Annotated in this window: 19 protein-coding genes and 1 pseudogene; 11 read left to right on the top strand and 9 right to left on the bottom strand. The window is 39.7% G+C overall.

Annotated features, from left to right (window positions below):
- Window positions 1-63 precede the first annotated feature (63 nt).
- Together ACGEDC_RS20720 and ggt are read right to left on the bottom strand one after the other, a co-directional pair.
- Entirely contained in the window at window positions 64-1680 is a 1617-nt protein-coding gene (locus ACGEDC_RS20720) for a methyl-accepting chemotaxis protein (protein WP_372036924.1), read from the bottom strand.
- Between the two features lie 632 nt (window positions 1681-2312).
- Window positions 2313-4067: a gamma-glutamyltransferase gene (ggt, locus tag ACGEDC_RS20715; RefSeq protein WP_119968658.1), complete on the bottom strand. Its 1755-nt coding sequence runs from the start codon at window positions 4065-4067 to the stop codon at window positions 2313-2315.
- Between the two features lie 89 nt (window positions 4068-4156).
- Here ggt and ACGEDC_RS20710 point away from each other — a divergent pair, with 89 nt between their 5' ends.
- The 3 genes from ACGEDC_RS20710 to ACGEDC_RS20700 all read left to right on the top strand — a co-directional run bounded on the left by ACGEDC_RS20710 (window position 4157) and on the right by ACGEDC_RS20700 (window position 6597).
- Window positions 4157-5365, top strand: a complete 1209-nt coding sequence (locus ACGEDC_RS20710) for a GNAT family N-acetyltransferase (RefSeq protein ID WP_394495512.1) — start codon at window positions 4157-4159, stop codon at window positions 5363-5365.
- A gap of 144 nt (window positions 5366-5509) precedes the next feature.
- Complete coding sequence (locus ACGEDC_RS20705) at window positions 5510-6202, top strand: hypothetical protein (protein ID WP_394495510.1); 693 nt, start codon at window positions 5510-5512, stop codon at window positions 6200-6202.
- Window positions 6154-6597: a GGDEF domain-containing protein gene (locus ACGEDC_RS20700; protein ID WP_394495508.1), complete on the top strand. Its 444-nt coding sequence runs from the start codon at window positions 6154-6156 to the stop codon at window positions 6595-6597. Before ACGEDC_RS20705 ends, ACGEDC_RS20700 begins: the two co-directional genes overlap by 49 nt.
- 72 nt (window positions 6598-6669) lie before the next feature.
- Here the strand turns inward: ACGEDC_RS20700 and ACGEDC_RS20695 are convergent, their stop codons facing one another.
- From ACGEDC_RS20695 to sbcB, 3 genes are all read right to left on the bottom strand, one after another.
- Window positions 6670-7293 (bottom strand): LysE family translocator, encoded by a 624-nt coding sequence (locus ACGEDC_RS20695; protein ID WP_394495506.1) that lies wholly within the window; start codon window positions 7291-7293, stop codon window positions 6670-6672.
- A 197-nt stretch (window positions 7294-7490) separates the two neighbouring features.
- Window positions 7491-8381: a cytidine deaminase gene (cdd, locus tag ACGEDC_RS20690; RefSeq protein ID WP_394495504.1), complete on the bottom strand. Its 891-nt coding sequence runs from the start codon at window positions 8379-8381 to the stop codon at window positions 7491-7493.
- 53 nt (window positions 8382-8434) lie between these two features.
- Window positions 8435-9847 (bottom strand): exodeoxyribonuclease I, encoded by a 1413-nt coding sequence (gene sbcB / locus ACGEDC_RS20685; RefSeq protein ID WP_055023338.1) that lies wholly within the window; start codon window positions 9845-9847, stop codon window positions 8435-8437.
- Window positions 9848-10185: 338 nt separating this feature from the next.
- Here sbcB and ACGEDC_RS20680 point away from each other — a divergent pair, with 338 nt between their 5' ends.
- From ACGEDC_RS20680 to ACGEDC_RS20670, 3 genes are all read left to right on the top strand, one after another.
- Complete coding sequence (locus tag ACGEDC_RS20680) at window positions 10186-10977, top strand: hypothetical protein (RefSeq protein WP_394495501.1); 792 nt, start codon at window positions 10186-10188, stop codon at window positions 10975-10977.
- A 98-nt stretch (window positions 10978-11075) separates the two neighbouring features.
- Entirely contained in the window at window positions 11076-11894 is an 819-nt protein-coding gene (gene rlmA / locus ACGEDC_RS20675; RefSeq protein ID WP_394495499.1) for a 23S rRNA (guanine(745)-N(1))-methyltransferase, read from the top strand.
- 278 nt (window positions 11895-12172) lie between these two features.
- A complete protein-coding gene (locus ACGEDC_RS20670) occupies window positions 12173-12379 on the top strand; it encodes a cold-shock protein (RefSeq protein WP_012155714.1) in 207 nt (68 codons plus the stop codon).
- 555 nt (window positions 12380-12934) lie between these two features.
- Here ACGEDC_RS20670 and ACGEDC_RS20665 read toward each other — a convergent pair.
- From ACGEDC_RS20665 to ACGEDC_RS20650, 4 genes and pseudogenes are all read right to left on the bottom strand, one after another.
- A pseudogene (locus ACGEDC_RS20665) lies at window positions 12935-13836 on the bottom strand (ABC transporter ATP-binding protein).
- On the bottom strand, window positions 13833-14666 hold the full coding sequence (locus tag ACGEDC_RS20660) for an ABC transporter permease subunit (RefSeq protein ID WP_282166126.1): 834 nt from the start codon (window positions 14664-14666) through the stop codon (window positions 13833-13835). Before ACGEDC_RS20660 ends, ACGEDC_RS20665 begins: the two are co-directional and overlap by 4 nt.
- 113 nt (window positions 14667-14779) lie before the next feature.
- A complete protein-coding gene (locus tag ACGEDC_RS20655) occupies window positions 14780-15439 on the bottom strand; it encodes a YceH family protein (RefSeq protein ID WP_080915942.1) in 660 nt (219 codons plus the stop codon).
- A gap of 78 nt (window positions 15440-15517) precedes the next feature.
- Window positions 15518-16351 carry a CvfB family protein gene (locus tag ACGEDC_RS20650; RefSeq protein WP_065107864.1) on the bottom strand — a complete coding sequence of 278 codons (834 nt, stop codon included), beginning with the start codon at window positions 16349-16351 and terminating at the stop codon, window positions 15518-15520.
- 487 nt (window positions 16352-16838) lie between these two features.
- On the opposite strand from ACGEDC_RS20650, the gene speE reads away from it, so the two are divergent.
- The 5 genes from speE (at window position 16839) to pdxH (ending at window position 22476) form a co-directional block, all read left to right on the top strand.
- Window positions 16839-17717, top strand: a complete 879-nt coding sequence (gene speE / locus ACGEDC_RS20645) for a polyamine aminopropyltransferase (protein WP_394495496.1) — start codon at window positions 16839-16841, stop codon at window positions 17715-17717.
- 27 nt (window positions 17718-17744) lie between these two features.
- A complete protein-coding gene (gene speA / locus ACGEDC_RS20640; RefSeq protein ID WP_055023330.1) occupies window positions 17745-19658 on the top strand; it encodes a biosynthetic arginine decarboxylase in 1914 nt (637 codons plus the stop codon).
- 51 nt (window positions 19659-19709) lie between these two features.
- The gene (locus ACGEDC_RS20635; RefSeq protein WP_055023329.1) at window positions 19710-20639 is read left to right on the top strand and encodes an adenosylmethionine decarboxylase; all 930 of its coding nucleotides are present in this window, start codon (window positions 19710-19712) and stop codon (window positions 20637-20639) included.
- A gap of 31 nt (window positions 20640-20670) precedes the next feature.
- Window positions 20671-21603, top strand: a complete 933-nt coding sequence (gene speB / locus ACGEDC_RS20630; RefSeq protein WP_394495493.1) for an agmatinase — start codon at window positions 20671-20673, stop codon at window positions 21601-21603.
- A gap of 234 nt (window positions 21604-21837) precedes the next feature.
- Window positions 21838-22476 (top strand): pyridoxamine 5'-phosphate oxidase, encoded by a 639-nt coding sequence (gene pdxH, locus ACGEDC_RS20625; RefSeq protein ID WP_065107867.1) that lies wholly within the window; start codon window positions 21838-21840, stop codon window positions 22474-22476.
- Window positions 22477-22481: the final 5 nt, after the last annotated feature.

Raw genomic sequence — 22481 nt, 5'->3', positions numbered from 1 at the left:
AACTCCTGTTCATCTTTATCATTACTCAAGATAAATCTCGTTTATCTTAAAATATTATTATTGTTAGACTTTAAATTGACCTGTTATGTTTTGAAGCTGTTTACTAACACCTTCAATGTCATAACTGATCCCGCCCATTTCATCCGTGGTCATTTTTACTTTAGCGGCATTGGTTTCAATATCAGCGACATACTGCTGGATAAGCTCTGAAGTGTTATGTTGTTCTTCAGTGGCGGCAGCAATCTGTTCGTTAACGACGGTAATCGCACTCACTTTATTGGTGATACTGATTAATGCATCTCCGGCTAATGAAGTGGTTTTGACACCTTCTTCAGCGGTTTCAATTCCACGTTGCATTGCATCAACTGCTTGAGTTGAAGTAGAGCGAAGCTCTTGCAATACTTGTTGAATTTCTTGCGTTGACGCTTGTGTTCGAGAAGCAAGGGTTCTTACTTCATCGGCCACTACGGCAAAGCCTCTTCCTTGTTCACCTGCTCGAGCTGCTTCAATTGCTGCATTCAAGGCAAGTAAATTGGTTTGATCTGCAATACCACGAATGGTATCGAGAATATCGTTGACGTTACTGGTGAACGCCTCAAGTTGATTGACTACAACAGCAGTCGTTTGTACTTCTTCTGCTAATTTATTAATGGTAGTGATGGCTTGAGACACAACCTCTTGACCTTGTTTAGCTTCATCATTTGCGTTGTCAGCTTCAGATGCAGCATTAGCGGCATACTCAGCAATATGTGCAACACTGATGAACATTTCACGCATGGCATTAGAGATTTGTTCAACGGACTCGTTTTGCTCGATAACGGTGTTTTCACTGTTTTTACAGCTTTCTAATAACGTATGAGATACTGCACTTAAACTGTCTGTTGTTTGTTTCGTGTCAGCAATTGAGACTTGTAATTTCGATACAAACTGGTTGAACCAATGTACCAGCGTCGCGATTTCATCTTTACCGTTATATTCAATCCGAGAACGAAGATCGCCTTCACCTTCTGATATATTCTGTAATGAATGGGTGACGTCCTGAATGGTGACAATGATTGAGCGATTCACTAATACGCCAACGACTACCAAAAATAGTGAAGCGATAATACCGATAATCAACATCAATGATGCCGCATTATCTGAACTTGCTAAGGTCGTGCTAATACTCGTTGTGAAAGCATCGGAGTAATCTTGCTGTTTTTTAGCAAAAACCGCTGTTAGGGATTCAAATCGCTTGGCATTTTCTGAAGCCTGGTTTGTGATCTTGTTAAAGTCGACATCATCTTTTAAAAATTCAGCAACTAAGGTTTTGGCATTGTCATGATAAGTGGCCAAATCGCGTTGCATATTATTGGCATCATTAGCTTCAAGAGGTAATAAACCCTTAATAGTATTTAGATTACTATTAATTTGTTTAACCATATTTTCTGCAGTGATCAATGATTCTTCTTCACCGGTTGTTACTGCAGATTGAATATTTTGATTTAATTGCAATAACAAGCCATCGTTAATCGTGGCTAAATTTAATACTGGGTAAAGTTGTGATTGAAGTCCATTTAAACGTTCAGCATTTTGTTGCACGCTTTGATTGTTAATTACAAGTGAAATAACAAACGAAGAAATTGCAACGACTGTTAATAAAGCGATCCGGTGCTTTATTTTTAAGCTGTTTAACTTCATCAAGTTGAATCCTGCTTTTTTTAATATTATTGAGTTATTTTTAGCGCATCATAATATGAATTTTATGCTAAAAAAATAGTCTATTTCAGTTAATTGATGTAACCATATGAGCATAAATAGTTATATCTATCAATATCAGTCAGTTAAGTTTGCCGCCTGTATGAAATAAATTTTATTTGATAAAAGTTTTAACATCTCAGGCGTTAATTAATTTTTTCTATCTTGTTTAGGTTGCCAACATTTTGTCTTTGTCAAAATATTGACAGATTAAATATAGCTTATAACCTGCGTTGTTAATTAAACGCATCCGCAATTGGGTATTTGTTAATTTTAATTAATAACCGTATAACAGGTCTGTTCCTGCAATAACAATATCGGCATAAAGATAAAAAACTTTAATTGAAATAAATTTGAAATAACAAAAATCGAATCTTGATGTTGCTGTTTTGTTATTTGTGCGGGTTGTAATGATAGTTATTCTTATTTAGAAAAGAGGGTCCAAACAATAAAAATGAGCAAGGGAGCAGGTTTATTTTGGAAAGGGAGTGAGTGTTTATTTTATCTTGTTTAAATTTAAGCTGTATCTACTCATCGCTTTTCGATACAGCACATTGTTATTATTTACGTTATTACTAATAACCTAGGGTTTCAGAACCGGCACGTCTAGGATCTGATGCTCCATAAACGCCTTTTTCAGTCACCACTATTGATTGGGTACTGCCCATGGCACTGCTGGACTTGATCGTATGGCCTTTAGCTTCAAGCAGTGAAATTGTATCTTTATTTAAACTGCTTTCTACACCAATATAATCAGGAAGCCATTGATGATGGATTCTTGGCGCAGCAGTCGCTTCTGCGACATTAAGCTTATGGTCAATCACGTTCATAATGAGTTGTAATGTCGTCGTGATGATTCTTGAGCCGCCAGGGCTACCTGTCACTAAGAAAGGTTTGCCTTCTTTCATTACAATGGTTGGGCTCATTGAACTCAATGGTCGCTTGTTTCCTTGAACCGAATTAGCTTCGCCGCCAATTAAACCAAAGGCGTTTGGGGTACCTGGCTTTGCAGAAAAATCGTCCATTTCATTATTGAGTAAAATCCCAGTGCCGTCTGCAACTAGTCCAGAACCATAACTAAAGTTCAACGTGTAGGTATTCGACACTGCATTTCCCCATTTATCAACAACAGAGTAATGAGTGGTTTGGTTACTCTCATAGGGAGCTATATTACCTGGCTTTATCTCAGCACTTGGAGTGGCTTTGTTGTAAGCTATTTTTTTGACCAGTGAGTCAGCATATTTTTGATCCGTCAACGCCTTCAAAGGGACAGGGTTAAAATCAGGATCACCTAAATACTCACTTCTATCGGCATATGCATGTTTCATACTTTCAACCATTAAGTGCAATGTTTGAGCGGTATTGTGGCCTAATTCATTGATAGGGTAGTTCTCAAGCATGTTCAGCATTTGAATGATATGGATTCCGCCAGAGGAAGGAGGTGGCATGGAGACAATCTCGTAACCACGATATTCTCCGCGAATTGGCTTACGTTCAACAACTTGATAGTTTTTTAAATCTTCCAAGGTCATAATACCGTTGGCTTGCTTAATTGAGTCAACGATTTTTTCTGCAGTTTCACCTTCATAAAATCCTTTACTGCCGTGAGTTGCAATTAAAGACAGTGAATGTGCGAGATCGGTTTGTACTAAGGTATCGTTTACTGCAAAGCTGTCACCGTTCTTTTTATAGAAGATTTTGGCTGAACTGGGCCATTGAGAAATTCGGCGTTTAAGTCCATCAAGGGAGTTAGCAAGATCTGGATTAACACTAATACCTTCTTTTGCCAACTTTATGGCTGGCGCAATCACCTCACTTAACTTCATGGTGCCATACTTTTCGAGCGCTAACTCAAAACCCATCACCGTTCCTGGGACACCGACAGCAAGACCATGTTCTCGGCTTAATTTAGGGTTTGGCTTACCTTTTTCATCTAGAAATATATCTTTGTGCGCTTTTGAAGGCGCGGTTTCTCGATAATCGATAGCAATTGTTTTATTCGTTTCAGCGAGGTGGACTAACATAAAGCCGCCTCCGCCAATATTGCCAGCACGAGGAAGGGTGACTGCAAGAGCAAAACCCACAGCAACTGCGGCATCTACAGCATTACCACCTTGTTTCAAAATATCTACGCCAATTCGTGTGGCTAATGACTCTTGGCTGGCGACCATGCCGTGCTCGGCCCAAATTGGTTGTGCCGTTGCAGCGCGACTGTAAATTGACTGTTCGTTGGCAGCTTGTACAGAACTTGCGGATAGTGAAGTAAAACCAAGTAGTAACGCAATAGAAGTAGAAACAACGATAGGCTTTATCTGAGAAAAAACGCTCATTTTCAGTCCTTTGTAAGTATAATCATATGTTGCAATGTGCCATAAGTATGATCTAATACACAATAACTAAAACGGTATTCTGAGGAAATATGTCTGAAACTGGCTTAATTAGCGATTCATTAGCAGAGGACTCAGCACTGACAGCTCTTGATGATATTCACATTAGCTTTTACGATTCAGTTGAAGCTATTGGTAGGCAAGATTGGCTGCTGATGTTTCGTGATGATAACCCTTTTACTCAGTTTGATTACTTATTGGCTCTTGAACAAAGTCAATGTGTTTGCCCACTTACGGGTTGGACACCAAAACATATTGTGGTTCAGGCAGGCGATAAGGTAGCGGCTATTTTACCTTGCTATGAGAAGAGCCATTCGTGGGGAGAGTATGTGTTTGATTGGGCTTGGGCTGAAGCATATGAGAGAAACGGATTACAATACTATCCCAAATTAGTCGCGGCTATACCGTTTACTCCTGTAACAGGGCAGCGTTTCGGGATCATGGAAGGGGCCAGTAAATCAGTTAGACATCATCTTATAAGCTGTATTCTCAACTTCCTTAATCGCAGTATAGAACAGGATTTTTCGTCTTGGCACTGTTTGTTCTTACCTAAAGATGATTTTAACTTTGCCAGTCAACAGTCTATTGCAAGGCTTGCTACACAGTTTCATTGGGGTAACCGAGGTTATCAGAATTTCGATGATTATCTTAGACAGTTAGTCTCACGTAAGCGTAAAACTATTGTTAAAGAACGTCGTATGGTTTCTGAGTATCATTTTGAATTTATTACAGGCGAACAAGCATCTTCAGCTCAGTGGGAACACTTTATTGAGTGTTATCAGCAAACCTATTTAAAACGATCTGGTCATACAGGCTATTTATCCAGCGATTTTTTTGAGCAGCTAGCAGACACTATGGGTAATCAAATTCGCTTACTTATCATTTCTGATCCGCAGCAAATAATGGTGGCTTCGGCGTTATATTTTGTTTCTAAAACTCATTTATACGGGCGTTATTGGGGCTGCTTACAGGAGGTTGACGGTCTGCATTTTGAAGCCTGTTATTATCAAGGGATAGAGTATGCCATCAAACATGGATTAACGACTTTTGATGCTGGGGCACAAGGGGAGCATAAGGTTGCTAGAGGTTTTGAGCCTATAGAAACCTATTCGAATCACAATGTCGCACATGCCGAATTTAGTCATGCTATTAATCACTATTGCCAGCAAGAACAACTTCACATTAAGCAGTACATGACGCAAATGAGCGCAAAACTGCCGTATAAACAAAATTCAGAATAGCATTACAACGACTTAGAGGAGTTAAGTCATCTTCATTTAACAATCGACAATTGAATTAGGTACTCTGTTAACTGATATTCTGGATAGAACTAAAAATATAAATTGTGCTAAAGTTTACATGTTGTTAACTTATTTGTTACCCCCATGAACTTAAAATCAATTATTAATCTGGGCACGAATCAACAGTCATTTTCATCAGCTAACCGAATAAGAACTATGAATATCATAGGGTTAATTACGGTTGCTATCTCATTTTTATATTCGCTTAACTATATTTTGTTTCTTGATAATCCTTCTGTCGGTTTTATCAACCTTGGATTTACGTTTGCGTATTTCGTCACTAATGTACTTACCGCCAAACAGCAGCCTAAAATCGCTAAAATTTGGTTTTTTAGCGTGTTGATGCTGCATCTACTTGTTTGTACCAATGTTTATGTAACTAATGCGAGTGGTTTTCACCTGTATTACTTCCTTGTGCCAACTGGGGCTTTTTTGTTATTTGAATTAAGAGAGCGACTTGAGCAGGTGACATTAAGTGCACTGGCAATGGTGTTATTTTTCTATTGCGAAAATACCGTAAACGAAGCGCCATTAATTGAACTGTCTGCTCAAGTTAACCATATGCTTTATCAATCAGTGGTATTTTTTACGATGCTGGAAGTGATTGTTGTTTTATATATTTTTGCTAAACAGATTGATAAAAACGAAAAGCAACTGACATTGCAAGCAAGTACTGATTCTTTGACACGATTGGCAAATCGACACTCCTTTTTACCGAGGGTAAATCATTGCTCGATCAAGCTGTGGCGCATCAACTCCCATTTACTTTGGTGCTAATCGACTTAGACTTGTTTAAGACGATTAACGATAAACACGGCCATCTCGTTGGCGATAAGTGTTTAATTGAAGTGACTAAAACGATTAAAGCCTTGTGCCGTGAACAAGATTTATGTGCGCGGATTGGCGGGGAAGAATTTGTTATTGCTATGCCAAATACCCATTTGCATGATGCTAATAAAGTGGCCGAGCGAATGCGTGAACACATTGCTGAGTGTAAAATTCCGTTAACCGATTCCCAAAATCTTCAGTGCACAGCGAGCTTTGGTATCGCTGAAAAAACAGCATCTGCGAAAGAGCTTAAAGACTTACTGATAAGAGCCGATAAAGCCCTGTATATGGCGAAAGAAAATGGCAGAAACTGTGTTAAACCGTATTACGACAAAGCGGCGTAATCAATTACATTATTGGTTTATTTTTATCTATACTTCTTTCTTTCGTTTAGCGATATTCAGTGTATTTAATGTTTAGCCAAGTGCTAGCCAAAAACCGACGCCAATCATTAAACTGCCGGCAATACGGTTCATCAGTTTAATGTTATCGCCCCGAGATAAAAATATTCTTAAACTTTTACCGCCACTGGCATAAGCGAGCATTGATACGCTTTCTGTCAGCATAATAATCGCAAGTAGCCAAAACAACTGAGGTGCGACAGCTTTATCAACACTGATGAAGGGAGGTAAAAGTGAAATCATAAATGCCCAACCTTTGGGATTGGCTATTGCTGTGACAAACCCTTGGGAAATTAGCGCAATATTACTAATCGATTTGTCTGTTTGCTGCCCCTCAATGATGGCCATTTTGCCTTTCGAACGCCACATATTAACACCAATATACGCAAGATAAGCGCCGCCAAGCCATTTTAAAATGGCAAAGGCATCTGGGTAATTGAGCATGACGCTGGCAACGCCCATAACTGCAGCAATAGCAACTAAAGCAACACCCACTAATTCACCAGCCATCATCCACAGTGTTCTTCTAACACCAATACTCATGCCGAGTGTCATTGCTAATGTCATACACATTCCTGGCGTAATAGAAACAAAAAAGAATGTTGGAATAAATACAGCAAGTATTGCTAAATCAGGCATGGGCTAGAGTTCTTAAATCAATTCTTATATGAGAAGAGCAAGAGTGTAAGGCTTTACAGGTTTTGTGCAAACAAAAAAGTGAATACGTGCCTTCGAGGTACTAAATAATGATTGGTAACAAAAAGCCTTTCTTAATATCAAAACTAAGAAAGGCTAATTCAGTATAATTTCAATTAACGTGCAGCAAAATGAGCTGGCTAGCTTGGGTCTACAACGATATGCTCAAGCTCAATTGCGGCAACAGCTTGCAGTGTATCCATAGTGGCATTAGCTAAACTGATTTTACCGGCAGATGATTCTATCAATACCACTCGATTAATATCGCTGTAGTCTCTGTTGTGGCGAATTAAGTTTGATAACGCCATTTGCATTGGCATCATTGACGGATTAAATGCCGCGTTTTCTGCGTACCGGCCGCAGTATGTTTTACCGTCTTTTGTTTCAATAACCACCGCTGCGTAGTTTTGCGTATAGGGGGCATAACTTAAACCTGCTTGGTCGACAGCTTCGATGATCATTGGGTCGTCTGACTGTAAACTAAATTCGATATGACTTTTTGATAACAGTGGCTTAGTGACTTGTAGGTCTTTGGGCCCAAATGCATAGGGTAGATAGTGTGCTAATTGCTGTGGCTGCTGACCTGGTAAGTGGATGTTAATATCGATACCGCTGACTAATTCATTGATGAACTGACGACAATGGCCACAAGGACTGAAGTTGACGATGATATCAACAATTTTTTGTTCGCCGTTTAGCCAGGCGTGGCTGATTGCACTTTGTTCGGCATGTACCGTGTGAAATAGCGCTTCAGAAGATAATTCAAAATTAGCCCCCATGTATATGTCGCCGCTTTCAGTTTTAGCGATTGCACCAACATAAAACTCGCTGATGCTTGGTTTGGCAAGTGCTGCAGCGATTGGCAGTAAACTTAATAGAAGTTCTTCTTCTGTCATTTGACTGATGTTGACAAGTTCCGTCAGTTGATTCGCATCGATGTGCCCACAAAAATCATCATTAAGTAATGGGATAAGCGCTGTTGCCAGTGGTTTGGGCAGTTGGGTGATGCTATCAATGAAACGATTTTGCATGACCAATTCCTTTTATTAATACAATAAGTACAAAGTAAGTTAATGATAAAAGCTTAAAGAGATTGCAGATATAAACATAGGGCTTTTAATAACTTTTGTTTGTGTTCATTCTCGCTGGTTTCTTCTAATAAGTTTTCGAGGTTTATCACATAATCAGCATCAGAAAGGCGTTGCTGACAGAACTCTCGCCATTGCATTGATTCATCATGGCTCAATGTTTCAGGGTAATTACGGGCTCGATACCGAAACAACATTTGACTGAGCCTAGGATCGTCAAAGTCGAGATTAAGAGCGGCGAGGTTTTCGGCTTTGGTATTGCGGATCATTTCCATTTTGGCTTTATCGGCGTGACTAAAAAAGCCTCCGCTATAGAGCATTAAATCAGGATCGGTTACTGCAGGGTGATCATTTACATCAAAAACCGCTTGCATTTTATCGCGAAGCTCAGGGTGCTGTTTGAATAATTTATATTGGCTGCGGGCAAAATCCATATCAAATTGATGCCTTTGTGCTACGGCTTCTGATAGTAATTTAGGAGTACCAATAAACGGACATTTGTTTAAATGTATTTGCTTTAGTGGAATTGGCAGCTCATCTGGGGCTAATTCACTTCGAGGTGTATACATACGTTCGACGATTTCTGCCACAGTTAAGTCAATGAGCGGGCTTAAATCCATTGCTAAATTAATGCAAATCATCGCGTTCTTGTTCGTTGGATGAGGTGCTACAGGCGCAATTAAAGTGACGCAACCATTGGCAGCGCTAATCTTTGAACTCACATGAACTAGCGGCTGCATGAAGTCGCCTTGGATTAATTCTGCGACTTTTTTCTTATTTCGAAGCTCAAAATAGTAATCGTATAATTTAGGCTGCTTTTCTTTGATGAGTTTCGCAATTGCAATCGTTGCATAGACATCGCTCATAGCATCATGAGCTTGTTCATGGCTCAACCCATTAGCTTGGGTTAAATGCTCCAATTTAAAACTAGGTGAACCATCTTCTTTAAGCGGCCAATTAATCCCTTCTGGACGGAATGCATAACAGGCTCTAACTAAATCGATAATGTCCCAGCGTGAGTTACCGTTTTGCCACTCACGTGCATAAGGGTCTATAAAATTGCGATAAAAACCATAACGGCTGACTTCATCATCAAATCGTAATGAGTTATACCCAACAACACAGGTATTTGGTTGAGTGAAAATGGCATTAATGCGCCCCATAAACTCAGTTTCAACCATGCCTTTTTGATTCGCAAGCTGTGGCGTTATCCCTGTGACAAGAATCGCTTCAGGTGAGGGCAGGTAATCAGTTGATTGTTTGCAATAAAAGTTTTCAGGTTCACCGATGATATTAAGATCTAAATCAGTTCGAATACCGGCAAATTGCGAAGGACGGTCTTTTGCTGGACTCACCCCAAATGTTTCATAATCGTGCCAAAAAAGGGTAGGTTGAAAAGCGCTTGCCATAATATAGAGTTATCCTATTTTTCGATTACAAATATCTTAACACTGTTAATTACTAATGTTTACAGGGGGCGTTAGTGATTGAACGCTTTTTAAGTAGGTGACGTAAGTCCGTTTGATGGTTACAATTTATATAACGTCATCGGAGTCTCTATGTACAACCATCTATTCAGCCAACCAATACAATATGAAATAAAGCCAAATCAATCTCTTTTGGTCTCTTTGGCTGATGATGTCAGTGATTTTGTGTTACTTCCTGCGCTGAGTCAGCCTTTGGCAGAAATTATTATTAGTGAGTTACCCTCTCATACAAATGAGCATGGAGCTAGCATCATTCTCACTTGCCAGCCTTTTTTACTGTCAGTCGTGTTGAAAGCTTGAATGACAAAGATACTCATGGCCAAGACAGACTTGATAAAGAGCAACTTGATCAAGGGAAAGTTAATAAAGCGAGCGAGGCAACAGCGTCAGCAGGTTATTCGCTAAATTCTGTTCCTGACACAAGCCCCAGCTCTGGCACTATTTCTCATCAATGTGATGTCAGTAAACATCTCGGTAAAGTAACAAGAGCATTAGGTCAAGGTTGCCGCTTGTATGCCAGAGTCGGTATTGCGCCACGAATATCTGCCGCCATGCTAAGAAAAGGCGTTACATTAACGTTTTCTTTTATTCACTCTGATGAAGGAGTCGTCATTGAATATGAACAATCGGTGTGTGAAGCGATTACACTAGAGAAAGATTTACGCCTTAATCAAGAACCCAAAGAATTGATCATGGCTAAAGCGATTTTAGCGAGAAACTTTGATTATGAAGAACCTCCAGCAACTATCGCTTTGAATATAAGTGAAATTGAACAAGTACGTGCTGATATTAGCCACTATTTATCTGAAGAAAGAAATAAAGTTCACGCCATTATCGCAGCGCAATTGTTAAAGCTTGATAATCTACTTAATCATAAACAACAATGGCTGTTACGAACGTACAGTCAATCACAGCAGCGAACTAATTACGCATCAGCAGCAAATGAATTGTCCAAAGATGTTGAAGATTTACAACGTAAATTAGAGTGCTTTGCGTTACTTGCTCCTGCAGATGTGAGTTTGATGGTTGATAAGTTAACCGAAGATAACTGACTTTTGGGTGCTCATTGCGTACCATTGTCATTTTTAGTGTCATGTTAAACGTTGCTCTTGTTGAGTCACCGTTATTTCAATTCCTTGTTGAGTAAAAAATGCAATATATTTGTCCTTTGTGCCGCACGGTGCTTACCCTAAATGCCAAATCATGGTCTTGTGAAAACCGTCATCAATTTGATTGTGCAAAAGAAGGTTATGTTAATTTATTGCCTGTGCAGAAAAAGAACTCAAAAGACCCTGGCGACAATAAAACGATGATGTTTGCCCGTCGTGAGTTTTTAAATAAAGGCTACTACCAAAAACTAAGTGATAGGGTAAATGAACTTGCGACTGAATACGCAGCTAATGCAGAAAATATATTAGATATAGGTTGTGGAGAAGGGTACTACAGTCATCGGCTATTTGAAGCCATGGCGCATACAAGGGAAGTAGATTGTGTACTGCAAGGGCTGGATATTTCTAAGTCTGCAATTAAGTATGCCGCCAAACGCTACCCTGATTTACATTTTTGTGTAGCCAGTGCCTATGAAATGCCTTTTGAAGACGGGTTATTTGATTTAGCGATGAGAATTTATGCGCCCTCTAAACTGGATGAGTTACAAAGGGCGATCAAAAATGGCGGCATTTTAATTACGGTTTCGCCTGGTCCTATGCACCATTTCGCGATGAAAAAAATCATCTACAGTGAACCTAAACCCCATGATGAGCCAAAAGCTGAGCTTGAAGGTTTTACTTGTCTGCATAACGAAAGGCTTTGCTATCAATTGGATTTATCTGACCCTGTTGATATTGAACATTTTTTAAACATGACCCCTTATGCTTGGAAGTTGACGCAAGAACAAAAGACCCAAATTGCAGATCAAGGACTTAGCTGTGAATTAGACTTTAGTATTGAAATTCATCAACGTAATTGATTTGTCATTTAAATTTGCTATTTTACTTTTTGAATCTGATATTTAGTTGGAAACAGCTATCGAATTCATGAATTTTGGGCATGGTAATAACTAATTGAATTAAAATGCTGATGTTAGTTGACATACCCGCAAAAAGGTTCATAATCTATCGGGCTTGAAGGTTGGGCTTAGTTTATGTGTTTCAATACGACCAGTTTCGTCCTGTGAACATAAGTAAAACCGGCATTTTCAGCTCTACCGCCGTTAAGGCTTTAATTTATATATACAGGATTTATATCATGTCTCAAGTTACTGGTGTTGTTAAGTGGTTCAACTCTGACAAAGGTTTCGGATTTATCGAGCAAGAGTCTGGCCCAGACGTATTCGTTCACTTCCGTGCTATCAACTCAGACGGTTTCAAAACTCTTGACGAAGGTCAAAAAGTTCAGTTCACTGTTACTCAAGGTCAAAAAGGCCCACAAGCTGAGAACGTAACTGTAGTTTAATTATTCCTAGCTTCGGCTAGTATAATTAAATAAAACTGTAGTCTATGACTGCAGTTTTTTTTTGCCTGAAAAAATATAACGGGTCATCTTCATCAGGCTTTTTGTCGCTAGACCTTTTATTAATTTATCGATGACTTTAAAAGCATTGTTATAAACTCCTTAATACTCTTCCTATCCGTCTTTAGCAGCATTGATAGAACACACAGGCTATCGCATTCTATAATACGCCGTAATCATTGTTTATGAGTCTATGTGGCCTTGTATGGCCAGTATTTAAGTTAGCTAACGCCTTTGGTCATGTTACTTGGCTAACACCGCCAAAAGCTGAGCTTATGATGCAAGTTTTGTTGCTGATTGTTGTACTGTCGTCATTGTCAGTTCAGTTATTAGTCGCGTTTCAGAATTAGCGTTTCGGCCGTTATTAGTGTTTAGCCAGTGTGGCCGTGTAGGTGACACAAAAAAGCCCAGTAGTGATTACCAGGCTTTTTAAATATGAATGGTCATAAACAGTCATTGTGCTTATTGGCTCTAAAAACAACAAGCTGACTAGTTAATTTAACTTGAGAATAAGGTTTCCTCTAAGCTTCTTCCTTTCATCATGGCCTTATATTGCCAGTTGTTGTCAACAAATAGAGCCAAAAGTGACATTTCAAGGCGTAAACTCGTATCAATATGATGCTCAATGATAAGTTGCTCATCATTATTCATTTTGACATTAAGAATATTGGGTAACGCTCTGACCTTATCAGCCAGTTGCTCAATGTCAGCGTTTAGCATCGTAAGGGTTAAGAAGGCGGTTTCTGCATCCGCTTTCATAGAAACCGATTGTTGAAGCTCTCCTTGTTCGAGGTACAACACTTGATCACATAATTTTTCAAGTTCTTCAAGGTTATGAGAACTGATGACAAAGGTCGTTTTAGGTGATAAATCCTTAACGATTTGGCGGATTTTTTGGCATTAGCGGGATCTAAGCCAGCAGTAGGCTCATCCAGTAAAACTAACTTCGGGGAGCCAATTAATGCTTGGGCGATTGACACACGCTTACTCATACCATGGCTTAAGCTTTTTGGTAGCATTAAAGCGGCAGATGACAAATCAACAAGCTCTAAGACTCTCAACGCTTCATGCTTGGCGTCTTGACGAGTAAATCCCTGTAACTTCGCGAAAAACGTGAGTTGCGATACGACGGTAAAATTCGGGTCTAATGCGGCATCTTGTGGCAAGGCCGATACCAGGTTTTGTAACTGCGGGCTATCCGGTTTTTCACCTAAAATCGTTATCTTGCCTTCAGATGGGTGAATGTAACCACAAAGTAAGCTAAATAGCGTTGTTTTACCTGCTCCATTCGGGCCGACTAGCGCAATTGGTGCTCCGGTGTCTAAGGACAAGTTAATCTTGTTTAGTGCCGTTTTTGTGCCGTATTGTTTGCTGACATCTTCACATGTAATTAGCTTCATAATGCACTCCGTTGCATGTAAATACGCCCAGCAATAAGAATTGCGACAGCTTGAATAAGAGGAATTGGTGCATACATTAATGACTGCAAACCTTGAGTATCAATCATGAGAGATAGCTGAGAGCCTGGGAGTGCCCAGCTTAAGAAAGACAAGGCTGGTAATTGGCTATTAATAATTGCGATCAGAATAAAGCTGACAAGACCTAAAATAATAGCGTAGATACTAGCTTGTCTTGCGCTACTGGCATACCAAGACAAAACGGCCATTACGGCTGTATAGGGTAGCAGAGCAATAAAGACATTGATAAATACTGACACTGCGCTGACTAAAGCGTCCATAAATAAGCCTGTATCACGGCTGAGAACCAATACTATCGTCGCTAGAATGGTAAGTAATAGCAAACAGCTTTGGATTAGCATTTGTCCAAGAAATCGGCCAAAGAAGATACTGTCACGACTGACACGTAAACTTAAAAAACGGAATGAGCCACGCTGCTTATCTGAACTGAATTGATCGGCACTAATGAAAATACTGAACATTGGAAAGACATATAAGGCAATACACCAAAACACAGCAAACTCAGCGACTTTCCAACTAAATAATTGATTAAGTGCATCTGGGCCATAAATATGTTGCACCAGTTCTTTAAAACCAGGCTCTAGCATATAAACTGAGGCGCTTTGAACTGGGTATAATAATATTATCGTCCAAAGTAATGAAAAAGCGATAAGCGCTGCAATACCTTTGGTATTGGTAAATCGTTTGCTAACTTCATAACTGGCAATTAGCCAGGTTTGACGCAAAGACGATGAACTGGGTGTTGAGTCCATTTACACATTTCCTTGAGAAAGAGATAAAAGAAAAGCCATCATACGCTATGGCTCATGCTTTAGAGATTAATTATTGTTAAGCCAATGTTACTTTGTACTTTTTACTCATTAGCTTAATCAAGTAGTTGTTCAAGTTCGGATAAGCGCTTTGTCAAATCGGCGACCTGTTCTTCTAAAGAGGTTACTCGCTCTTGCAGTATTTGGTTCGTAGACGTTTTTGCTGCTGGCGCTGTGTTGACTTCAAATTGCGTTGTCCCTTGCTCTAGATAATGCTTATCAGAGAAGAGTTGAGCATAGCGGCTATCTCGGCGATTGGCTTCACGTGGAAGTTGCACAACTAAAGGTTCATCTCGTGAGGCTAAAGAGTGAAGGGCGCTTTCAACTTGTTGTGGGCTCTCAAAATCAAATAGTCGATTACAACGTGTTTTGAGCTCCCCTGGCGTTTGTGGGCCACGTAGCAATAACACGATGATGACAGCTAATTGTTCTGCAGAAAACTGTAAGTCACTAAATTCAGTATTACAAAAGCGATGCTTATATTTAACGACTCTACTGCCAAAGCCTGTTTGTTCACTGATAAGACGTTTTTTAGTGAGGCTATCGATGATGTCTTGAGTTTCTTGCTCTGACAAGCTCATTACAGGTTCACGGCTACTTTTTTGATTGCATGCCATGGTCAAACTATTGATTGAAAGCGGGTACTGTTCTGGGGTAGTAATTTCTTTTTCTAATAAACAGCCGATGACTCGGGCTTCTTGATTGCTAAGTTCCATAAATTACTCCAAATAAAAAAGCATGGTTTGTTATAACAGAACCATGCTTTTTATCAAATAATTCAGCAGTGTTGCAGACTATTTGAGCAATCTGATGCCATCATCCTCGATACTGATTTGGCCCGCTTTGAATAAACCGCCGATACTGCGCTTGAATGCTTTTTTACTCATTGCCATCTGATCATAAATTATCGCTGAATCGGTTTTGTCATTGAGCGGTAAAAAGCCACCTGCGCGATGCAATTTATTAATAATCGTTTCAGCATTTCTATCAAGGTTTTGCTTATCAGCTTTCTGTAAAATTAAATCAACTTTGCCATCAGCACGTACTTGTTTGATATAACCTTTGATAGATTGACCAAAACTTAGACGTTGGAATACTTCATTTTGAAATAACACGCCCCAATGAGCGTTATTAATGATGGCTTTGAAACCTAAATCGGTGGTGCCACCAATAATAAGGTCGACTTGTTGACCTACCGTGTATTCAGCCGGGGTTTTATCTAAAAACTTATCCACTTTAGACGACGCCATAATACGTTCATCAACATGATTGGCATGGACATACACTAAATAAGATTTACCTTCTTCTATGCTACGGTGCTGTTCACCAAAAGGCAGAAGTAAATCTTTTTCTAGTCCCCAATCCAAAAAGGCACCATAAGGTCCTGTTGCAATTGCTTCTAGGTAAGCAAATTCGCCTACTTGAGCATAAGGTTTCTGGGTTGTTGCAATAACAATGTCTTCAGAATCTAGATACAGAAAGACATCTACCATGTCGCCGACTTGACAGTCTTTAGGCACAAATTTGTTTGGTAGTAATACTTGTCCTAACTCTTGGGCATTTACATATACACCAAAACTAACTTGCTTAACGACTTCTAAAGAATAACGCTTTCCGATTTGTATCATTGTTGACTCTATTTGACTTAAAGATAATGTAAAAACACGCTAATTATATACTCAATATGCAAGGCATGTAACTTGGGTTAGCCAACTAAACAAATATAATCAGTAACAGGCGTGCAATTCGTTAAATAAATGCAGTTGTTCATAAAGAAAAAGATTGCGAAATGACTGGTTTTTAACAAAAAAACATATGTCAAAGCGATGATAGAAATATTGAATTAAATTTATACTAAAATAGGTTTTTCTTACTTGCATTATACTGGTTTGCAGGGTTTAATTGCGCCGCTTTTTTGTTTGAGCTCAATGAGTGTTTTAGAGTTTGAAAAAGTCGGGTTTAGCTTGACGGATTAACTGTTATGGCTACCAAAGAATCGAACCTCATGGATAGAGACTCAATCACCACCGTGGCTGAATTGAGTCGACATTGTTATTTTTACTTAAATCTACGTTGTTAATGTCTGGATATTAGCGACAACGTTGGACAATATACATGCTAAACAAATCAAATATTTATTACGAAACATTACATCCGGCTTATGGCCAATACTTTGAAGTTGAACACGTTCTTTTTGAACAGAAAACGGAACAGTGGCATTTAAGTATTTTTGAAAATAAACACTTTGGCCGTGTAATGGCGTTAAACGGTGCAATTCAGACTACCGAAAAAGACGAATTTGTTTACCATGAAATGATGACTCATGTGCCTATTATTGCTCATGGTGATGCTAAAAAGGTTTTGATTATTGGTGGCGGCGATGGTGGTATGCTGCGCCAAGTACTGAAGCATAAACACGTTGAGCAGGTTACTATGGTAGAAATCGATGCTAACGTAGTCGAAATGTGTAAAACCTATTTCCCACAACATTCTCAAGGCGCATTTGATGACGATCGAGTATCGTTAGTGATTGATGATGGAATGCATTTTATCGAGCAATGTCAGCAGCAATTTGATGTAATTATTTCTGATTGCACCGATCCTATTGGCCCTGGCGAAGTATTATTTAGCTCTGCATTTTATGAAAACTGTAAAAGATGCCTCACTGAAAAAGGGATTTTTGTTGCTCAAAATGGGGTTGCATTTATGCAACCAGAAGAATTACAAGACACAGTAAGGCGGTTAAGTCCTTATGTAAAAGATTGCTGGTTTTACAATGCTGCCGTACCTACTTATATTGGTGGCACAATGGCGTTTGCTTGGGCAACTGATGATGTATCGGCCAGAGAACTTGACTTGACTAGCCTCAAGCAACGTTTTGAAGTGGCGAATATTAGCACTCAGTATTATACGCCAGCTCTACACATGGCGAGCTTTGCTTTGCCCGCTTTTGTTGAAACTGCAGTGAAGTCCGCACAGTCGGTAACTGCATAATCTGCTTGAATAGACGGAATGGATAATATGAAAGATTGGTCTATCGAAAATGCTCGTGCAAGTTATAACGTAACACATTGGAGTCAACAGTATTTTGGTATTGATGATAGTGGCGAGGTGACAGTAACCCCTGATCCGAATAAACCAGAATGCACTATCGGATTAAATGAGCTGGCTAAAGATATGGTTAAAGCAGGGGTTGCTTTACCGGTTTTAGTGCGTTTCCCACAAATTTTACATCGCAGAGTTGAAAACTTATGTGATGCCTTTAATGCGGCGATTCAAAAATACGAGTATCAAAATGATTACTTGTTAGTGTATCCGATTAAAGTAAACCAACAGCAAACCGTTGTTGAAGAGATTTTGGCTAGCCAAAAGTCAAAGGAAGTGCCACAACTAGGGCTGGAAGCAGGTAGTAAGCCTGAGTTAATGGCCGTACTTGCTATGGCGCAAAAAGCCAGCTCAGTTATCGTTTGTAACGGTTACAAAGATAAAGAGTATGTGCGTTTAGCACTCATCGGTGAAAAGCTTGGCCATAAAGTTTACATCGTCATCGAGAAAATCTCTGAGCTTAAGTTGATTCTTGAAGAGTCTAAAAATTTGGGAGTGACGCCAAGACTGGGTATCCGCACTAGACTTGCTTTTCAAGGCAAAGGTAAGTGGCAAGCCAGCGGTGGAGAAAAATCAAAGTTTGGTTTATCTGCAGCGCAAGTGCTTAAGGTGCTTAATGAATTAGAAGAGCTCAATATGATGAGTTCGCTGCAATTAATTCATTTCCACTTGGGTTCGCAAATCGCCAATATTCGAGATATTCGCCAAGGTGTAAGTGAAGCTGGCCGCTTTTACTGTGAGTTGCGTAAAATGGGCGCACTTATCGATACCTTTGATGTGGGCGGCGGCTTAGCTGTAGATTATGACGGTACTCGAAGTCAAAGTAATAACTCGATGAATTATGGTTTGACTGAATACGCCAATAATATCGTCAATGTGTTAACTGATATTTGTAATGAATATGAGCAGCCAATGCCACGTATTATTTCTGAGTCAGGTCGTCACTTAACAGCGCATCACGCGGTGTTAATCACTGACGTTATTGGCACTGAATCATACAAGCCTGAGGACATTCAACCGCCCGAGGAAGATGCGCCGCAGCTACTTCATAATATGTGGATGTCTTGGACTGATATGAGTGAGCGTCCTGATAATCGGGCTATTATTGAGATTTATCATGATACTCAAAGCGATATTGCTGAAGCGCACTCGTTATTTTCTGTCGGGCAACTGACATTAATGCAACGTGCTTGGGCTGAGCAAACTAACTTGCGTGTTTGTCATGCTCTTAAGAGTTTGTTGAGTAATAATAACCGTTATCACAGACCCATTATTGATGAGTTGAATGAAAAGTTAGCGGATAAGTTCTTTGTTAACTTCTCCTTATTTCAATCTATTCCAGATGCATGGGGGATTGATCAAGTATTCCCTGTTCTGCCATTGAGCGGGCTTGATAAGCCACCAGAAAGACGGGCTGTGATGTTAGATATTACCTGTGACTCGGATGGTATTGTTGATCAATATGTAGACGGTCAAGGTATTGAGACTACGTTACCTGTTCCTGCTTGGACACCTGAAAGCCCTTATTTGATCGGCTTTTTCATGGTTGGTGCTTACCAAGAGATTTTAGGTGATATGCACAATTTATTTGGTGATACCAACTCTGCTGTCGTTAGGGTTGAAGAAAGCGGTATTCCAAATATTGAGTCAGTTCTTGCTGGTGATACAGTTGCTGATGTACTTCGCTATGTGAACTTAGACGCCGTTGCGTTTATGCGAACTTATGAAGAATTGGTCAATCAGCATATTGCTGAGGATGAAAGAACATCAATACTAGAAGAGTTACAGTTAGGTCTTAAAGGTTATACCTATTTAGAAGATTTTTCGTAATACGAGTACCCGCAGAGCCGATAAAACGGCTCTGCTTTTGTAGGTTTTAATATGTTTTTTGAAGGTTCAGAGAAAAAGATTGAAGTCATTATTGCTGACTCATCTTTGAATATACGTGAATTTGGACAAGCATTCTGGGCTGATATTGTCGCCTGCGCTAATGCAGAAATTCTGTCATCGATCAGTAATGAAGACTGCGATGCCTATTTACTCAGTGAGTCTAGTTTATTTGTCTGGCAAGACCGTTTTGTGATGTTAACCTGCGGCACTACAACACTGGCTGATGCTGTGATGTCATTCATCGAACATGTTGGTGAAGAGTCTATTGCATTTGCCAGTTACCAACGTAAAAATGAATATTTGTCTCACTTACAATCAAGCTCTTTTCAAGATGACTTGAAAAAAATACGCAAAACAATTGCAGGAAATGCATACCGAATTGGCCACTTAGATTCGCATCACCACTATATGTTTAGTACTAAGCGGCCATTTATTGCACCTGATTCAGACGTAACCAATGAATTACTGATGTACCACATTAACGGTAAGGCTGCGGATTATTTACGTGGCGTAAATCAGAGTAAACAAGGTATACGGGATTTATTAGCGTTATCTGAGCTGTTTCCTGATTTCGCTGTTGATGACTTTTTATTTGAGCCATTTGGTTATTCAATTAACGGCATTAAAGGCAATGAATATTTTACTATTCATATCACACCTCAAGAGAAAAGCTCTTATGTAAGCCTTGAAACCAATGTTAATTTGGCCAATCACAGTGTCGATATTTATGCTCGTTTACTGTCAATTTTGAACCCTGGCAGTTGGGATGTGATTGGGTTTAATTCACCTAAGAATACCCAAGGATTTCCTGCTCACCTTTGTTTAGGCAGTTGCTCTTTGGCAACCGAACAAGGTTACAACATTGATTTCAGTCATTATCAGCAACTTTGTCATGAAGTACTGATCCCAGAATATTTGTAGTTATTGGCTTATTGCCTTTACGGAGAGTTATATGAGCACTTTTGCTGAAAAAGCAGATTATTCACTGTATTCCAATGCATTTGGATATTTACGTCAGCCATTAAATTTTAAACCAACAGAAACCGATGCTGATGTTGTTGTCATCGGTTTACCTTTTGATATGGCAACGACAGGCCGCTCTGGTGGCAGAATGGGACCTGATGCCATCCGCCGTGCATCTGTTAACCTTGCTTGGGAGGAGACTCGCTGGCCTTGGGATTTTTCTATTAGCGAAACCATTAATGTCGTTGATGCAGGTGATTTAGTTTTTGATTGTGGCGATCAAGAAGACTTCACGACTCGTCTAGAAGCATTTGCAACGCGCATTTTAGAGAGTGACAAAGCCTTACTAAGTTTTGGTGGTGACCATTTTGTGACATTGCCTTTGCTACGTGCTCATCACAAAAAGTACGGAAAAATGGCATTGCTGCATTTTGATGCTCATACCGATACCTATAGCCAAGGTAGTAAGTATGATCATGGCACAATGTTTTATCATGCCCCTAATGAAGGCTTGATTGCGCCTGAAAACTCAATTCAAGTGGGGATCAGAACCGAGTACAACAAAGCGGAGCACTTGTTTGATGTTATTGATGCAGCACAAGCGAATGAGTTAACTGCAGATCAAATCGTCGCGCAAATTAAACAGCGGGTAGGTGATATGCCTTTGTATGTCACATTTGATATTGACTGTTTAGACCCTGCTTATGCGCCAGGTACTGGTACGCCAGTGTGTGGTGGCCTAACAAGTGATAAAGCAATGAAAATCATTCGTGGATTACGTGGCATGAACATTGTCGGAATGGACGTAGTCGAAGTTGCTCCAGCATATGATTCTGCTGATATTACCGCACTAGCAGGCGCAACACTGGGACTAGAAATGCTGCACGTATGGGCTGAAGGTAAAGGTTTGGTGAAAAAGTAGCACCAAGGTTTATAGCTAAATTAAAGCCAGCGATTATTGCTGGCTTTTTTATATTTAAGAGGTTGAACCTTATTTAGCGTCGTATGCAGACGCCGTGTTGTGGCTATATTCAGAGTGAAGCCTTTTGAAATGACTTGAATCGTCGAGCTTAATGTTTCCCTGAATTTATCCAGTATGTAATGATCATATATCAGTATCTTTGAGTATAATGATGAGAATAAAAGAGGGATATTAATGAATGATTTAACTGATATCCGCCGAGAGTATACTCAAGGTGGATTACGCCGCAAAGACTTACCTGAAAACCCACTTGTGTTATTTGAAAAGTGGATTGAGCAGGCTAAACATGCTGAGTTAACAGATCCCACTGCGATGTGTGTTGCGACAGTGGATGCTGATGGTCAACCCTTTCAGCGCATTGTGTTATTAAAAAAATTTGATAATGATGGTTTTGTATTTTTCACCAACCTTGAAAGCCGAAAAGCCACCCATTTAGCGAATAATGCAAAAACCAGCTTATTGTTCCCATGGCATCCTCTAGAGCGCCAAGTGGCTATTACCGGAGAAGCCGAGCCATTATCGATGATGGAAGTGACTAAGTACTTTATGACAAGGCCAAAAGATAGCCAAGTTGCTGCATGGGTATCAAATCAATCAAGTAAAATTAGTGCACGCCAAGCATTAGAAACCAAATTTAACGAAATGAAAGCCAAGTTTGCAAAAGGCGATGTGCCACTTCCCAAGTTTTGGGGAGGCTATAGAGTTAAGCCGCAAAGTATCGAGTTTTGGCAAGGCGGTGAAAAACGATTACATGATCGATTTATATATCAAAAGTTACCATCCGGTTGGAATATCGATAGATTAGCGCCTTAATTTTC

Source organism: Shewanella sp. ENK2, assembly GCF_043568515.1.
GTDB lineage: Bacteria > Pseudomonadota > Gammaproteobacteria > Enterobacterales > Shewanellaceae > Shewanella > Shewanella japonica.
The sequence above is the reverse complement of the archived record's forward strand: the minus strand, read 5'-3'. Positions and strand labels throughout refer to the sequence as shown.

Coding starts and splice junctions, on each gene's coding strand:
- ACGEDC_RS20695 (WP_394495506.1), bottom strand. CDS start 7,293: ATGCCTGATTTAGCAATACTTGCTGTATTTATTCCAACATTCTTTTTT.
- ACGEDC_RS20660 (WP_282166126.1), bottom strand. CDS start 14,666: ATGGACTCAACACCCAGTTCATCGTCTTTGCGTCAAACCTGGCTAATT.
- speB (WP_394495493.1), top strand. CDS start 20,671: ATGAGCACTTTTGCTGAAAAAGCAGATTATTCACTGTATTCCAATGCA.
- ACGEDC_RS20670 (WP_012155714.1), top strand. CDS start 12,173: ATGTCTCAAGTTACTGGTGTTGTTAAGTGGTTCAACTCTGACAAAGGT.
- speA (WP_055023330.1), top strand. CDS start 17,745: ATGAAAGATTGGTCTATCGAAAATGCTCGTGCAAGTTATAACGTAACA.
- ACGEDC_RS20705 (WP_394495510.1), top strand. CDS start 5,510: ATGAACTTAAAATCAATTATTAATCTGGGCACGAATCAACAGTCATTT.
- speE (WP_394495496.1), top strand. CDS start 16,839: ATGCTAAACAAATCAAATATTTATTACGAAACATTACATCCGGCTTAT.
- ACGEDC_RS20710 (WP_394495512.1), top strand. CDS start 4,157: ATGTCTGAAACTGGCTTAATTAGCGATTCATTAGCAGAGGACTCAGCA.
- sbcB (WP_055023338.1), bottom strand. CDS start 9,847: ATGGCAAGCGCTTTTCAACCTACCCTTTTTTGGCACGATTATGAAACA.
- ACGEDC_RS20655 (WP_080915942.1), bottom strand. CDS start 15,439: ATGGAACTTAGCAATCAAGAAGCCCGAGTCATCGGCTGTTTATTAGAA.
- ggt (WP_119968658.1), bottom strand. CDS start 4,067: ATGAGCGTTTTTTCTCAGATAAAGCCTATCGTTGTTTCTACTTCTATT.
- rlmA (WP_394495499.1), top strand. CDS start 11,076: ATGCAATATATTTGTCCTTTGTGCCGCACGGTGCTTACCCTAAATGCC.
- pdxH (WP_065107867.1), top strand. CDS start 21,838: ATGAATGATTTAACTGATATCCGCCGAGAGTATACTCAAGGTGGATTA.
- ACGEDC_RS20635 (WP_055023329.1), top strand. CDS start 19,710: ATGTTTTTTGAAGGTTCAGAGAAAAAGATTGAAGTCATTATTGCTGAC.
- ACGEDC_RS20650 (WP_065107864.1), bottom strand. CDS start 16,351: ATGATACAAATCGGAAAGCGTTATTCTTTAGAAGTCGTTAAGCAAGTT.
- ACGEDC_RS20720 (WP_372036924.1), bottom strand. CDS start 1,680: ATGAAGTTAAACAGCTTAAAAATAAAGCACCGGATCGCTTTATTAACA.
- cdd (WP_394495504.1), bottom strand. CDS start 8,381: ATGCAAAATCGTTTCATTGATAGCATCACCCAACTGCCCAAACCACTG.